Origin of the sequence: Methylobacterium sp. 1973 (genome assembly GCF_040545035.1) — a bacterium.
Lineage (GTDB): Bacteria > Pseudomonadota > Alphaproteobacteria > Rhizobiales > Beijerinckiaceae > Methylobacterium > Methylobacterium fujisawaense.
Genome location: NZ_JBEPLA010000018.1, coordinates 70,176 through 84,613 on the forward strand (window position 1 = coordinate 70,176; position 14,438 = coordinate 84,613).

Here is a 14,438-nt window from a genome sequence, read left to right on the forward strand (position 1 = left end):
TAGACATCGCGCAGCGTTCGGGTCAGCCGTGTCCCCTTCAATGAGGCGATGAGCGGAGTTCACCGCCGAATGGCATTGGCCTTACAGGCCAAGCGGTCTCACCTCGCGGATCAGGTCGACGAGGAGCCGCAATCCGGTCGGCAACTGGCGACGTCCGGGATAGTAGAGGTGGAAGCCGGCCCCCGCGACGACCCAGTCTGCCAGCACGATGCGTAGCTCGCCGCGGGCGACTGACGGTCCGACGCAGGGTTCCGGAAGATAGGCAAGCCCGCCGCCCGCCGCCGCCAGGGTCAGGGCGAATTGCGTGTTGTCGAGCGTGACCGCCCCTGGAACGTCGAGCGCGATCGTCTCGCCCTCCCTCTCGAACTCCCATCGGTAGAGGCTGTCGTCGCCGAGGCGGATGCGCAGGCATCGGTGAGCCGCGAGGTCGCGGGGATGATCGGGCGTCCCGTGGCGCTCAAGGTAGGACGGCCGACCGACCACGACCCAGCGCAGATCGGCCGACAGGCGCTGTGCCACCATGTCCTGGGGAACCGTTCCGCCATACCGAATGCCCGCATCGGCTCCGGCGTCCACCACGTCGAGCAGGTCGTTGGACACCCGGACGTCGATCTCGACCCGCGGATGGCGTTCGTGGAAGAGGGGCAGCACAGGGGCGAGCAGCAGCGTGCTCGCATGTTCGAGCACATTGAGGCGGATCCGGCCTGTGGCTTTGGCCGGCTCGCGGTGCTGATTGAGCAGGTCGAGTGCGCAGCCGATCGCTGCGAAAGGCGCATCCAGGGACGCGAGCAGATCTTCCCCTGCCGCGGTAAGGGTGACGCTGCGGCTGGTGCGGTTGACCAGCCGCACCCCGAGGCGCGCCTCCATCGATTTGAGCGCGTGACTCAACGCGGAGGCGCTGACGCCAAGCTCCAGGCCCGCACGCCGAAAGTTGCGATGGCGCGCGATGGCGAGGAAGGTTCCGAGATCGGCGAGCTCGGTCCGATTGATGCGCATCGACGCAGTGGAAGGCCGGCGCGCGGGAAAGCAAGTCGTGCCGCATCCCGACTGCGCCGTGTCGAAAGCAGCCCCCGAGGCTGCCGAGCCGCGCGACCGCCGGCCCTAGGCCACCCGCAGCAGCAGCGCGATCGCCGCGATGGCCAAAGCCGCCATCGTCAGCAGGATGCCGCCGCCCCGGCAGGCGAACTGGCGCGGGGAGTTCGGGGGCGCGAACATCCCGATCGGGTGCAGGATCCGGCCGACCAGCAGGGCGATCAGCAGGGCCTGGACCAGAGTGTGGCCGCCGCCGCCCGCCTCCAGAAGGCCGATGACGATGAGCGCCAGGGGCACGTATTCCGCGAAATTGGCGTGCGAGCGGACGCGCTTGAGCATCGTCTCGTCGCCCCCGTCCCCGAACAGCACGTTGCCGGAGACGCGGCTCGCCATCACCCAGCCCGAGAGGCCGAGGTACACGAGGGCGAGCAGCCCGGCAAAGACGGCCGTGGTCGCGGGGAAGATCATGGATGGGTGTCTCCGATGGCGGCCGCCGGTCCTTGAGCCGGGCTCGGCCTTGGGTCACAACACGAGATAGGGCGCAGCCGCCTGACGGGAGCCCGTTCGCGATGATCGAAGACGCAGAGCTTCTCGCGCGGGCCGAGGCGCTGGTGGCGGCCTACACGGCGGCCCGGCGCACGATCGCCACGGCCGAATCCTGCACGGGCGGGCTCGTGGCGGGCCTGCTGACCGCGGTACCGGGCTCCTCGGCCGTCGTGGAGCGCGGGTTCGTGACCTACTCGAACGAGGCCAAGGCCGAAGCCATCGGCGTGCCGATGGATCTGATCCGCCAGCACGGTGCCGTGAGCGCGCCGGTGGCGGGAGCGATGGCCGCGGGCGCACTCGCCGCATCGCGGGCCTCCGTCGCGGTGGCGATCACCGGCATTGCCGGACCCGGCGGCGGCAGCGCCGAGAAACCGGTCGGACTCGTGCATTTCGGCCTCGCCCAGAGGGAGGGCGGCATCCGCCTTCTGGAGCGTCGCTACGGCGATCTCGGACGCGCGGGCATCCGCTGCGCTGCGGTCGCCGACGCCCTCGGCCTTCTGGAGGAGGCCATTCGCGGCTGACCGCAACCCGGGAGGGACGTCCATGGACAGGGTGACGACGCGCCTCTGCATCGTCGGCGGCGGCCCGGCCGGGATGATGGCCGGACTGCTCTTCGCCCGCGCCGGGATCGACGTGACCGTCCTGGAGAAGCACGCGGATTTCCTGCGCGACTTCCGCGGCGACACGATCCACCCCTCGACCCTCGACCTGATGGACGAGCTGGGCTTCACGGAGCGCTTCCGCGCCCTCCCCCAGCGGCGCGTCGAGACCTTTTCGGGCGTCGTCGACGGACGCAGCTACCGGGTCGCCGATTTCAGCCGGCTGCCGACCCGGAACCGCTTCCTGTCCTTCATGCCGCAATGGGACTTTTTGGATTTTCTGGCCGGCGCGGCGGCCCAGTATTCGGGGTTCCGGCTGCTCCGCCGGACCGAGGCCCGCGATCTCATCGAGGCGGATGGTCGGATCGCGGGCGTGCGGGCCGAGGGACCGGATAGGCCGGTGGAGATCCGGTCCGATCTCGTGCTCTGTGCGGATGGCCGTCACTCGCGGATGCGCGCGCGCGCGGGCTTTACGCCCCGGGCCTTCGGGGCGCCGATCGACGTGCTGTGGTTCCGCCTGCCGCGCCGGGAAGGCGACCCGGAGGCGGCGGCCGGACGGTTCGGTCCGGGGCGGATCCTGATCACCCTCGACCGGGGCGACCTATGGCAATGCGCCTACGTGGTGCCGAAGGGCGGCGACGCGGAGCTCCGCGCGAAGGGCCTGCCGGCCTTCCGGGCGGCGGTGGCGGCGATCGCGCCGTTCCTGGCCGACCGCACCGCGGCCATCGCCGATTGGGACGACGTCAAGCTCCTGACCGTCACCGTCGACCGGCTCGACCGCTGGTACCGACCCGGGCTGCTCTGTATCGGCGATGCCGCGCACGCGATGTCGCCCGTGGGCGGCGTCGGGATCAACCTGGCGATCCAGGATGCGGTGGCGGCGGCCAACCTCCTGGTCGAACCCCTGCGGGCCGGCCGGCTCTCGGAGGCCGATCTCGCCCGGGTCCAGGCCCGGCGGATGTTCCCGGTCCGGGCGACCCAGGCGCTCCAGCGGATGATCCAGTCCCGGGTGATCGCCGCGTCCCTCGCGGCCGATGCGCCGTTCCGGGCGCCCCTGGCGCTGCGCCTCCTCGATGCCGTGCCGCGACTGCAGGTCCTGCCGGCGCGGATGATCGGCATGGGCGTGCGGCCCGAGCACGTGCGTGCGCCGCTGCGCGCCTGACGCCCCTTCCCCGAACGCGGCGGAGCCATCCAGGGCCGGCCCTGCGGGCTTCGCGGCGCGCGGTGACGGTGCGGCCTATGCTCTGGCGCCGTACATCCGGTTGGCGCGCCCCTCGAAGGCGTCGGTGAACTTGCGGAAGGCCCGGTCGAACATGGTGCCCATGAGGAGCCCCAGGGTGCGGCTCTTGAACTCGTAGGTGATGAAGAAGTCGACGTTGCACCCCCCGTTCGGCGCATCCTTGAAGAGCCAGCGGTTTTCCAGATGCCGGAACGGACCGTCGATATACTCGGCCACGATCTTGAGGTTTGCGGGATCGAGGGTGACCCGGGTGGTGAAGCGCTCGCGGATCGCCTTGTAGCCCACGCCCATCTCGGCGATCAGCACTTGGCCGCCGTCGGGCATGTCCTGGCGGCGGATGATCCGCAGGGATTCGCAGAGCGGCAGGAACTCGGGATAGCGCTCCACGTCGGCGACGAGGTCGTACATCTGCTGCGGCGTGTGCTTCACCGCGCGGGTGACCCGGAAGGACGGCATGGTGTTGGGATTTCCTCAGGCCGAGAGCGCGGGCGACAGTTTCGCGAGGCGGGCCGCCTGAAGGCGCGAAAAGTCCTCGCCGGCGTGGTGCGACGAGCGGGTGAGCGGTGTGGCCGAGACCAGCAGGAAGCCCTTGGCGTAAGCGGTGGTCTCGTAGGCCTTGAATTCGTCGGGCGGCACGAAGCGCACGACCTCGTGGTGCTTCTTCGACGGCTGCAGATACTGGCCGATGGTCAGGAAGTCGACGTCGGCCGAGCGCAGGTCGTCCATGAGCTGGAGCACCTCGTTCCGCTCCTCGCCGAGCCCGACCATGATGCCGGACTTGGTGAAGATCGTCGGGTCGAGCTCCTTCACCCGCTGGAGCAGGCGCACCGAGTGGAAGTAGCGGGCGCCGGGCCGCACCGTCAGGTACTTGGCCGGGACCGTCTCGAGGTTGTGGTTGAACACGTCGGGCTTGGCGGCGACGACGACCTCCAGAGCCCCGTCCTTGCGCAGGAAGTCGGGGGTCAGGATCTCGACGGTCGTGCCGGGGCTCGCCCGGCGGATCGCCGCGATGGTTCGGGCGAAGTGCTCGGCGCCGCCGTCCTTCAGGTCGTCCCGGTCCACCGAGGTGATCACCACGTGGTGCAGGCCGAGCTTCGCCACCGAATCGGCGATCTTCTCGGGCTCCCCGGCGTCGAGGGCGTCGGGCAGGCCGGTGCGGACGTTGCAGAAGGCGCAGGCCCGCGTGCAGGTGTCGCCCATGATCATGAAGGTGGCGTGCCGCTTCTCCCAGCACTCGCCGATATTGGGGCAGCCGGCCTCCTCGCAGACCGTGACGAGGCCGTGCTCGCGCACGATCTTCTGGGTCTCGGTCCAGGCCTTGGAGCCGGGCGCCTTCACGCGGATCCAGTCCGGCTTCTTGGCCTGGACGGGCTGGTCGGGCCGGTGCGCCTTCTCGGGATGGCGCAGGCGCGCGGTGCGCGGATCGTTCTTCAGGATGTCGAGGACGACGGCCATGGGTCGGGGGCTGCCACACCGCGGGGAGGCGCCCGTGGGCGCGGTCGGGATCGCCCTGACTTAAGGCCCAAGGCGTCGCGCCGCAAACCGCCGCGACGCCGGGCCGCCCCGCGGCGGTTGAGGGTGCGGGATTTCCGTCAGATCCCGAGCAGGCGTACGAACAGCCCGGCCAGCACGGCCCCGACCACGGGGCCGGCCACGGGAATCAGCGCGTAGCCCCAGTCGGAGGAGCCCTTGCCGGCGATGGGCAGGACCGCGTGGGCGATGCGCGGCCCGAGGTCGCGGGCCGGGTTGATGGCGTAGCCGGTGGTGCCGCCGAGCGACAGGCCGATGCCCCAGACCAGCATGCCGACCATGTAGGGTGCGACGCCCCGCGGGATCGCCCCCGCGGAACCCAGCGTGGTGGTCACGAGGGCGGAGATCGTCAGGATCAGGAAGAAGGTCGCGATGATCTCGGAGAGCCAGTTGGCCTTGGCGTCGCGGATCGCCGGACCGGTGCAGAAGCAGGCGAGCTTGAGGCCGGTATCCTGGGTCGCGCCCCAATGCGGCAGATAGTGGAGCCAGACGATCACGGCGCCCACGAAGGCGCCGAGCATCTGGGCGGGAATGTAGGTGGCAAGCTTGCTGAAATCGCCGGAACTGACGGCGCCCGCCACCGTGACCGCGGGGTTGATGTGGGCGTCGGCGCTGCCGGTGGCGTTGGCCACGAAGACCCCGGCGAGGACCGCGAAGGCCCAGCCCGCCGTGATGGCGATCCAGCCGGCATTCTCGCCCTTGGAGTGCTTGAGCAGGGCGCCCGCGACCACGCCGTCGCCGAGCACGATCAAGGTCATCGTACCCAGGAATTCGCCCAGGAATGGTGATGTCATAGTCTCGTCTCCCCCGTTCGCTGCTTTTTTGTAAGAGTTAAAAGCTTGTGCGAGCGTGTGGCCGCCGAAGGCGGTCACCGAATGTCCGACCGTTTCCGGTCTTCACCCGCATCCTGAGATGCGGGCGCGGAGCGGCCGCCTGGAAAGAGCCTCCAGCCGGCCGCGCGATCTGTGGAGGCCTCCTTCGAGGCGGCTGCGCCCCACCTCAGGATGAGGTCGCAGCGGGCGGGATCGGATCACGACGGACCCCGAGCCCGCGCACGGGCCCGAGAGCCGTTCGTCAATCCTCGTCGGTCTTCCAGTCGAAGGAACGCTGCACCGCCCGGCCCCAGGCCGCGGCGATCTTCTCGCGCTGGCCGGCATCCATCTTCGGCGTCCAGCGCTTGTCGACGCCCCAGTTGCGCTTGAGATCGTCGAGCCCCTTCCAGTAGCCGACCGCGAGGCCCGCCGCGTAGGCGGCGCCGAGCGCGGTGGTCTCGGCCACCTTCGGGCGCACCACCGGCACGTCGAGCAGGTCGGACTGGAACTGCATGAGCGTGTTGTTGGCGACCATGCCGCCATCGGCCCGCAGCTCCTTCACCGGGATGCCGGAATCCTTGGCCATGGCCTGCAGCACCTCGCGGGTCTGGAAGGCGGTCGCCTCCAGCACCGAGCGGGCGATGTGGCCCCGGTTGACGTAGCGGGTGAGCCCGATGATCAGGCCGCGGGCGCCCTCGTTCCAGTGCGGGGCGTAGAGCCCCGAGAAGGCCGGCACGAAGTAGACGCCGCCATTGTCCTCGACCGTCGTGGCGAGCGTCTCGACCTCGGCGGAATCCTTGATCATGTGCAGGTTGTCGCGCAGCCACTGCACCAGGGCACCCGTGATGGCGATCGAGCCTTCGAGGGCGTAGGCCGGCTTCTGCCCGTCGAGGCGGTAGGCCAGCGTGGTGACGAGGCCGGCCTTCGACGGGACCGGCTCGGTGCCGGTGTTCATCAGCGCGAAGCAGCCGGTGCCGTAGGTGTTCTTGGCCTCGCCCGGCGCGAAGCAGGTCTGGCCGAACAGCGCCGCCTGCTGGTCGCCCAGGATGCCGGCGATCGGCACGCCGGCGAAGGGCGCCTTGGTCTCCCCGTAGACCTCGCTCGACGAGACGATCTTCGGCAGCATCGCCCGCGGGATGCCGAAGGTCTCAAGCATGCCGTCGTCCCAGTCGAGGGTCTTGAGCGACATGAGCTGCGTGCGGCTGGCATTGGTCACGTCGGTGACGTGAAGGCCGCCCGCCGTCCCGCCGGTCAGGTTCCAGACGAGCCAGGTGTCGATGTTGCCGAACAGCACGTCGCCGGCTTCGGCCTTCTCCCGGGCCCCCGCGACGTGGTCGAGGAGCCAGCGGAGTTTGAGTCCGGAGAAATAGCTCGCCAGCGGCAGGCCGGTGAGATCCCGGAACCGGTCGCGGCCGCCGTCGCGGGCAAACTCGCCCACCAGCCGGTCGTTGCGGGTGTCCTGCCAGACCAGGGCATTGTGCAGGGGCTTGCCGGTCGTCCGGTCCCAGATCAGCGTGGTCTCGCGCTGGTTGGTGATGCCCACGGCCGCCAGATCGGAGGGCTGGAGCCCGCCTTTCTCCAGCGCCTCGCGCATCACCGCCTGCGTCTTGGTCCAGATCTCGCCGGCATCATGCTCGACGTGGCCCGGCGCCGGGTAGATCTGCGCATGCTCGGCCTGGGCCAGCGCGATCACGCTGCCCTCGCGGTCGAACACGATGAAGCGGCTGCTCGTGGTGCCCTGGTCGATGGCCCCGACGTAACGGCTCATCGTTCCCTCCCCTGTGATGCCCGACCGGTCTGGCGCCGGATCGGGGCCGAAAAGATCAGGCTGCCTCGGCCTTGCGGTCGAGGTAGGCGGTCAGGCGCGCCGCGCTGTCCGCGCTGGTGCGCAGGCCGAGCTTGGAGCGCCGCCAGAGGATATCCTCGGCGGTCACGGCCCATTCCTCGGTGCGCAGGTAATCGACCTCAGCCGCCGTGAGCCCGCCGTCGAAGACCTCGCCGAGATCGGCCATGGATTGCGCGGTCCCGACGATGTCCCGAGCCCGGGTGCCGTAGGCGCGGGCGAGGCGCCGGGCGGTCTCGTCGGGCAGGAACGGCTTCTCGGCCCTCAGCTTGGCGAGGAACTGGTCGAAATCGGCATCCTTCATGGCGCCCCCGGGCAGGACCGCGTCGCCGGTCCAGGCCTTCTTGAGCGCCGGGAAGTACGGCTTCAGCTTCTCCAGCGCGTGCTCGGCGAGCCGCCGGTAGGTGGTGATCTTGCCGCCGAAGACCGAGAGTACCGCCGCCCGTCCGCCCTGGTCCTCGACGTCGAGGACGTAGTCGCGGGTCACCGCCGAGGCGTTCTCGGCCGCGTCGTCGTAGAGCGGGCGCACGCCCGAATAGCTCCAGACCACATCGGCCGGGGTGATCTTGGTGTCGAAGGAGCGGTTGATGCAGCCGCACAGGTAGTCGGTCTCTTCCGGCGAGATCGAGACCGGGCCGGGCTCGCCCTCGTAGGGGACGTCGGTGGTGCCGATCAGCGTGAAGTCCCGTTCGTAGGGAATCGCGAAGATGATGCGCTTGTCGGGCTGCTGCAGGATGTAGGCCTGATCGCCCGCGAACAGGCGCTTGACCACGATGTGGCTGCCCTTGATCAGGCGGACCGCCGCGCGGCTGTTGATGCCCAGCGTGCCGCCGAGCGTCTCGCTGACCCAGGGGCCGGCGGCATTCACCACCGCCCTGGCCCGGACGGTGCGCTCGGTCCCGCCGCGCTCGTCGCGCAGCGTCGCGACCCAGCCGTCGCCCTCGCGCCGGGCCGAGACGACGCCGGTGCGGGTCAGCACCGTGGCGCCGCGCTCGCGGGCATCCATGGCGTTGAGCACGACGAGGCGGCTGTCCTCGACCCAGCAGTCGGAATAGACGAAGCCGCGCTTGAGGCGCTTCTGCAGCGGCGCGCCGTAATCGGAGCTGCGCAGGTCGACGCCGTGGGAGCCCGGCAGCGTCCGCAGCCGCGCCAGATGATCGTAGAGGAACAGGCCGAGCCGCAGCATCCAGGCCGGGCGCAGGCCCTCGTCGTGGGGCAGCACGAAGCGCAGCGGCCAGATCACGTGCGGCGCGAGCCGCAGCAGCCGTTCGCGCTCCGCCAGCGCCTCCCGGACGAGACGGAACTCGTAATATTCGAGGTAGCGCAGGCCGCCATGGATCAGCTTCGTCGAGGAGGACGACGTGAATCCCGCGAGATCCCCGCGCTCGGCCAGCAGGACCGACAGGCCCCGGCCGGCTGCGTCCCGGGCGATGCCGGTGCCGTTGATGCCGCCGCCGACGATCAGGAGATCGTAGGCGTCGGACGGCTCGCGCTGGCGCGTTGCTGCCGCCATGGTTCCTCCAAGGCCGCCCTGATGGCGGATTGGCATAATATTGACACGGCCGTGTGTTTTCGCAAGCGAAAAAATGGATGTTCGTTACGGTTCGTCCGCGCTGTCGGCCACCGCGAGGGTGACACCCTGGCGCTCCATGAGCGCGACCACCTCGGCCGGCGGCATCCGGTCCGTGAAGAAGGTGTCCACCTGCTCCAGACGCCCGACCTGGACCATCGGCCGACGACCGAACTTGGTGTGGTCGGCCACCAGGAAGGTCTTGCGGGCATGGGCCAGGATGGTCTGCGTCGCCCGGACTTCCTCGTAATCGTAGTCGAGGAGCGCCCCGTCGGCGTCGATGCCGCTGATGCCGATCACCGCCACGTCGACGCGGAACTGGCTGAGGGTGTCGCAGGTGAGCTGGCCCAGCACGGCGCCGTCGCGGTTGCGCACGGTCCCGCCGGCCACGACGATGCGGAACTCGGTGGCCTCGGCCAGGGAGATCGCGACGTTGAGGTTGTTGGTGATGATGCTGAGATCGTCGTGCCGGGTCAGCTCCCGGGCGACGGCCTCCGGGGTCGTGCCGATGTTTATGAAGACCGAGCAATGCGATGGGATGCGGCTCGCCGCGAGGCGGCCGATCCGGCTCTTCTCCGGCAGCAGGGTGACGCGGCGGTCGGCGTAGTCGATGTTCTCGACGCTCGACGGCAGGCCGCCGCCGCCGCGATAGCGCTCCAGGCGGCCCTCGGCGCTCAATTCGTTGAGGTCGCGGCGGATCGTCTGGACGGTGACGCCGAACTGCGTCGCCAGGGCCTCAATGGTGACGAAGCCGCGCTGCCGCACCGCCGTGACGATGGCGCTGCGTCGCCCCTCGACGCCGGTCGCCTCGACCCTGTCGTCGGATCTCCGGTCGAGCGGTCGTGACATCGATACTCCCTCGCGTTGCCTCCGGCCGCCGCACCGCTGTAACGGTGCTCGGCCGATGTTCGTTTGCGAACATTTTTCGTTGTCGAAGGCCGCCGCGCAAGCTTGGACCGCCTGTGGCCGGCCCGCAACCGCCGTCGGTCCGAACTATGATTCAAGGGTGCGCGGACGCCCGGCCCGCCGGCGAGCGGGCACAAAAAAGGCCTGCCGCGCATGCGACAGGCCAAGCCACCCGGGCGGTGCCGTCTTCGGCACGCCCTGGGGCCCTTCGATCACATGTTGTGGCGCATCCGGCGGTGATGCTTCATCATCTTCTTGTGCTTCATGCGCTTGCGCATCATCGGACGCTGGGCCGGAGCGGCGCCCTGCTCCATCGCGGCGGCCTCGCCGGCGCGCTCCATGCCGCCGCGCGGGCCACCGGCCTGCGCGCCAGAGGCGTTGTAGGGCGAGTTACCCTGGGCGTAGGCGGAGCCCGCGAGGAGCGTCAGCGACGCGGCGGCCAACAGAAGTTTCCTCATCATCAATCCCTGGCGTAGACCGGCGCAGGCAAAGCGTCGCACCTCGTCAGGCGCGTTGCCGCTGCGTCGGAAAATAAGCGGCCCAGACGAGACTTGGTTCCGCAGTCCCCGCCCTTGCAGCGCACAATTGCCGGGAGCGTTAACTCGGCCTATGTCGCGTCCCGTCCCGGCCCGGCCGCGACCGAGCACGAGGGGAGCGGGTGGCGGTGGCCAGCAGCGGTTCGGCCTATCTCCTGCTGGATGTCGCCGGCACGGCCTGCGCCCTGCCCCGCAGCGCGGTCGCCGAGATCCTGCCGCTCCCGGATCTCCACACGCCCCCCGCGGCCGGAGGCTGGCTCCTCGGCTTCCTCAATCTCGGCGGCGCGCCGGTTCCGGTGATCGATCTGGCGACCCTGCTGGGCCTGCGCCCGGCGGTCGCGGCGCCCGGCCTCTACGCCCACCTCGCGCTGATGCAGGGCGAGGCCGTCGCCTATCTCGTCGATCGCGTCGCGGATCTCATGACCGTCCCGGACTCCGCGATCCGGCAGGCCGAGGAGGCCGATACCCTCAACGGCTGCGTCGCCGCCGAGCTGGTCCTCGGCGAGCGCCTCGTCCACGCGCTGGCGCCGGAGCGTCTCCTGACCGCGCAGGAACGCATCCGCGTCGACGCCCTGACGCGGGCCGCCGCCGAACGTCTCGCCGCGCTGCCGCACTCCGTCTGACCGCGCGATGGCCCGTCCGGGTAGTCCCCGTCCCGATCTGGGTGCCGATCCCGCCTACGCGCCCCTCAAGGCGCGGATCATCGCGCGCACCGGCCATCATTACTACATCGACAAGGACGAATTGCTGATCGAGCGGCTGCACCGCCGCTTCCGCGCCGCGGCCGTGGCCGACTGCGCCGCTTACGCGGGTCTCCTGTCTGACGGCGCGTCGGGAGAGGCGGAATGGGCCCGGCTCGAGGCCGAGATCACCGTCGGCGAGACGTTCTTCTTCCGCTACGCCGAGCAGTTCCAGGCGCTGCGCGAGACGATCCTGCCGGCGCTGATCGCCGCCCGGGGCTCCGAACGCGTCCTGCGCATCTGGAGTGCGGGCTGCTCCACGGGGGCCGAGCCCTATTCCCTGGCGATCCTGGTGCACGAACTGCTCGGCGATGCCCTGCCCGACTGGCGGGTCTCGATCCTCGGAACCGACATCAGCACCGAGGCGCTGGCCACCGCCCGCGCCGCCGAGTACGGCCGATGGGCCCTGCGGACGATGCCGCCGGAGGACCGGCTGCGCTACTTCACCCGTCTGCCGGCCGCTCCGGGCATCCGGCGCGAGGGCGGCTACGCCCTGCGGCCGGAATTCCGCGGACCGGTCCGGTTCGAGCGGGGCAACCTGCTCACCCTTGCCGCCCCCGTTCCGTCGCAGGGCGAGCCGTTCGACCTGATCCTCTGCCGGAACGTGCTGATCTACTTCGAGGCCCGGACGGTGGCCGCCGTGGTGCGCGGTCTGGGCCGCAGGCTGCGGCCGGACGGGTGGCTGCTGCTCGGCCACGCCGAGCCGAGTCCCGCCTTCGCGAGCTTCCTCGACGCCGTCAGCCTGCCCGGCACCGTGGCCTACCGCCCTCGCCCCGAGGCGCCGCCGCTCGCCCTGGCCGCCGTGCCGGCGGCGGATCCGCCCCGTCCGGCGCCACAGGGGGCGGAGCCGTGCGGCCAGAAGCCCAGCCGGATTCCGACCCCGTCCGCCGCGGCCGTCGACGCGGCCGTCGACGCTGCTGCCGATCCCGCCCCGAACCCGGCTGCCGATGCCGCAGCCGGGACGATCTCCGCCGAGACGATCTCCGCCGAGACGGGGCCCCCGGACGCTTGGTCGGCCGAGGAGGAGGCGGGAGGGCTCGACCGCATCCGCACGCTCGCCGATGCCGGGGAGACCGGCGCGGCCTGGCGGGCCCTGCGGACCGCGCTGGATCGAGATCCGACCGACACGGCCCTGCGCTTCTACGAGGGGCTGCTGGCCCATACCCTCGGGCGCGACGCCGAGGCCGAGCGGGCGCTTCGGGCCGCGCTCTACCTCGACCGGGGCTTCGTGATGGCGCACTATCACCTCGGCCTGCTGCTGATCGCGCTGCAGCGCCCGCACGAGGCCGTTCGCGCCCTCGACAATGCCGTCGCCTTGAGTCAAGCCCTCGGGCCGGACACGGCGCTGCCCGAGGGCGACGGCGCCTCCGCCGGCGAGATCGCGGCCAGTGCGGCCGCGGCCCGCGCCGCGCTCGGCGTCACCGACAGCAGGAGGTCCTGATGGGGGCACGCCCGAGTGCGCAGGAGGCCCGGCCGCGGACGCGGCCGGAGCGGGATCTGCGCGCCGAGCGCGCGGTCGCCCTCGCCCGCCGCGGTGCGGTCGCGGCGGCCGCCGGCCTGGACATCGACCAGCTCGTCTGCGCCTGCGGCAGCGAGCGTTATGGCCTGCCCCTGGCAGCCGTCGCGCAGGTCCTCCCGTCACGCCCCTGCACGCCGATGCCCGGCGCGGTGCCGGCGCTGGACGGCCTCATCGCCCTGTCCGGGCGGATCGTCGGGGTCCTCAGCCTCGCCCGGGCTCTCGGCCGGCCCGACGCGGCATCGGATGCGGGGTCGGAGGGTCATCTGATCGTGCTGCGCGGGCCCCATCCGCAGCCCCTCGCCCTCGCGGTGGACCGCGTGCTCGGCATCGCCCGGGTCGCCGCCTCCGGCGAGGCCGCGGTCGATCCCGACGGCTTGGGCAACGAGGCCGCTTCGGTCTATGCGCCGGGCTCCGCCTCCGGAGCGGTCGGCGACGGCCGCCCCGACTTCGTCGTCATCGACCTCCCCCGTCTCCTGCGCCGCGCCCTGCCCTGAAACGGGCCGCCTGCCCCAACCGGAGCCCTCCCCGCCCGTGTCGCTCTCGATCGGAAAACGCATCCTTCTCGGCTTCTTCGCCATCACCGCCGTGGTGGTGGCGCTCGGGCTCTACGCCCTTGAGCAGATCGGAGCGGTGCGCGACACGACCGACGCGATCGTCCGGCGGGACATGACGGTCCTGCGCCAGCTCGACGATCTCGGGAACGAGGCGCGCGATCTCGGTCTCCTGCGCCGCACCGCCGTGATCGGGATGCTGATGCAGGCTCAGGGCCGCCCGGCCCAGACCGGCGAGACCCTCACGGCCTGGCGCCAGACCGCGGCCCAGGTGGAGAACCGGCTCGCCACGACGATCCAGCTCGCCGGCGAGTACCGGGCGCAGGGCATTTCCGCCGAGCGCATCGCGGCTTGGGACCGCATCGCCGCCGCGGCGAACACGGTCCAGGGCTTCTTCCGCGAGGTCAAGGCCCAGGGCGAAGCGCAGTTCGCCGCCATCGCCCAGCAGGATGTCGCGGCGGTCGAGGCCCGCAACGCGGAGATCAGCCGCCTGCAGGCGCCCTTCCTCGACGGGATCAAGAACCTCCGATCGCAACTCGACGGCAGCATGGCCCTGGGCCAGCGCGCCGCGCAGGCGGTCTACGAGCGCTCGCGCCTCTCGATCTACCTGACCCTGGGCGCCTCGGTGCTGCTGGCGCTCCTGATCACGTGGCTGATCAGCCGCGCGGTGGTGCGCCCCCTCGAATCGGTCATGGCCTTCGTCGCCCGCGTCGGCGAGGGCGACCTGTCCGGCCAGCTGATCGCGGGCGGCCGCGACGAGATCGGTCAGCTCTCAGCGCGTCTCAACACGATGGTTGCGGGTCTGTCGGATCTGGCGCGGACCAACCGGGCGGCGACGGCGGACCTGAACGCGGCGGCGGCGGAGATCCGCGCCTCGGCGCAGGAGCAGGCGGCCTCGGTGGAGCAGCAATTCGCGGCCGTGCAGGAGACGGCGGCGACGGTCGACGAGATCACCCATTCGGGCGCGCAGATCAGCAAGCGGGCCACCGAGGTGATCGCCACCGCCCAGGCGAC

The 14,438-nt window shown here is 70.9% G+C and carries 15 protein-coding genes; 6 read left to right on the forward strand and 9 right to left on the reverse strand.

Annotation, left to right across the window (positions count from 1 at the left end; translation table 11 throughout):
* Positions 1-81 precede the first annotated feature (81 nt).
* Complete coding sequence (locus tag ABIC70_RS25575) at positions 82-996, reverse strand: LysR family transcriptional regulator (RefSeq protein ID WP_075380227.1); 915 nt, start codon at positions 994-996, stop codon at positions 82-84.
* Positions 997-1,101: 105 nt separating this feature from the next.
* Positions 1,102-1,500 (reverse strand): MAPEG family protein, encoded by a 399-nt coding sequence (locus tag ABIC70_RS25580; protein WP_043757423.1) that lies wholly within the window; start codon positions 1,498-1,500, stop codon positions 1,102-1,104.
* A gap of 101 nt (positions 1,501-1,601) precedes the next feature.
* Between ABIC70_RS25580 and ABIC70_RS25585 the strand changes: the two genes are divergently transcribed.
* Both ABIC70_RS25585 and ABIC70_RS25590 read left to right on the forward strand, forming a co-directional pair.
* Positions 1,602-2,099 carry a CinA family protein gene (locus ABIC70_RS25585; protein ID WP_274927298.1) on the forward strand — a complete coding sequence of 166 codons (498 nt, stop codon included), beginning with the start codon at positions 1,602-1,604 and terminating at the stop codon, positions 2,097-2,099.
* A gap of 22 nt (positions 2,100-2,121) precedes the next feature.
* Positions 2,122-3,339 (forward strand): FAD-dependent oxidoreductase, encoded by a 1,218-nt coding sequence (locus tag ABIC70_RS25590; RefSeq protein ID WP_274927297.1) that lies wholly within the window; start codon positions 2,122-2,124, stop codon positions 3,337-3,339.
* A gap of 75 nt (positions 3,340-3,414) precedes the next feature.
* On the opposite strand, the gene ABIC70_RS25595 is transcribed toward ABIC70_RS25590, so the two are convergent.
* The 7 genes from ABIC70_RS25595 to ABIC70_RS25625 all read right to left on the reverse strand — a co-directional run bounded on the left by ABIC70_RS25595 (position 3,415) and on the right by ABIC70_RS25625 (position 10,536).
* Complete coding sequence (locus ABIC70_RS25595; RefSeq protein ID WP_354441810.1) at positions 3,415-3,873, reverse strand: type II toxin-antitoxin system RatA family toxin; 459 nt, start codon at positions 3,871-3,873, stop codon at positions 3,415-3,417.
* Positions 3,874-3,888: 15 nt separating this feature from the next.
* Positions 3,889-4,872: a lipoyl synthase gene (gene lipA / locus ABIC70_RS25600; protein WP_043757429.1), complete on the reverse strand. Its 984-nt coding sequence runs from the start codon at positions 4,870-4,872 to the stop codon at positions 3,889-3,891.
* Positions 4,873-5,009: 137 nt separating this feature from the next.
* On the reverse strand, positions 5,010-5,741 hold the full coding sequence (locus ABIC70_RS25605; protein WP_043352530.1) for an MIP/aquaporin family protein: 732 nt from the start codon (positions 5,739-5,741) through the stop codon (positions 5,010-5,012).
* A gap of 280 nt (positions 5,742-6,021) precedes the next feature.
* On the reverse strand, positions 6,022-7,527 hold the full coding sequence (glpK, locus tag ABIC70_RS25610; RefSeq protein WP_182592329.1) for a glycerol kinase GlpK: 1,506 nt from the start codon (positions 7,525-7,527) through the stop codon (positions 6,022-6,024).
* 55 nt (positions 7,528-7,582) lie between these two features.
* Complete coding sequence (gene glpD / locus ABIC70_RS25615; RefSeq protein ID WP_043384471.1) at positions 7,583-9,115, reverse strand: glycerol-3-phosphate dehydrogenase; 1,533 nt, start codon at positions 9,113-9,115, stop codon at positions 7,583-7,585.
* A gap of 84 nt (positions 9,116-9,199) precedes the next feature.
* The gene (locus ABIC70_RS25620) at positions 9,200-10,021 is read right to left on the reverse strand and encodes a DeoR/GlpR family DNA-binding transcription regulator (RefSeq protein ID WP_043352536.1); all 822 of its coding nucleotides are present in this window, start codon (positions 10,019-10,021) and stop codon (positions 9,200-9,202) included.
* Positions 10,022-10,290: 269 nt separating this feature from the next.
* A complete protein-coding gene (locus ABIC70_RS25625) occupies positions 10,291-10,536 on the reverse strand; it encodes a hypothetical protein (protein WP_051044842.1) in 246 nt (81 codons plus the stop codon).
* Positions 10,537-10,742: 206 nt separating this feature from the next.
* On the opposite strand from ABIC70_RS25625, the gene ABIC70_RS25630 reads away from it, so the two are divergent.
* The 4 genes from ABIC70_RS25630 to ABIC70_RS25645 form a co-directional block, all read left to right on the forward strand.
* Entirely contained in the window at positions 10,743-11,237 is a 495-nt protein-coding gene (locus ABIC70_RS25630) for a chemotaxis protein CheW (protein ID WP_043352540.1), read from the forward strand.
* A 7-nt stretch (positions 11,238-11,244) separates the two neighbouring features.
* Positions 11,245-12,795, forward strand: a complete 1,551-nt coding sequence (locus ABIC70_RS25635; protein ID WP_111473918.1) for a CheR family methyltransferase — start codon at positions 11,245-11,247, stop codon at positions 12,793-12,795.
* Positions 12,795-13,367, forward strand: coding sequence for a chemotaxis protein CheW (locus ABIC70_RS25640; RefSeq protein ID WP_043352543.1), 573 nt, complete (start codon positions 12,795-12,797; stop codon positions 13,365-13,367). The genes ABIC70_RS25635 and ABIC70_RS25640 overlap by 1 nt, the downstream gene beginning before the upstream one ends.
* Positions 13,368-13,404: 37 nt before the next feature.
* Positions 13,405-14,438 (forward strand): HAMP domain-containing protein (locus tag ABIC70_RS25645; RefSeq protein WP_354441815.1); only part of this gene is annotated, 1,034 nt, incomplete at its 3' end.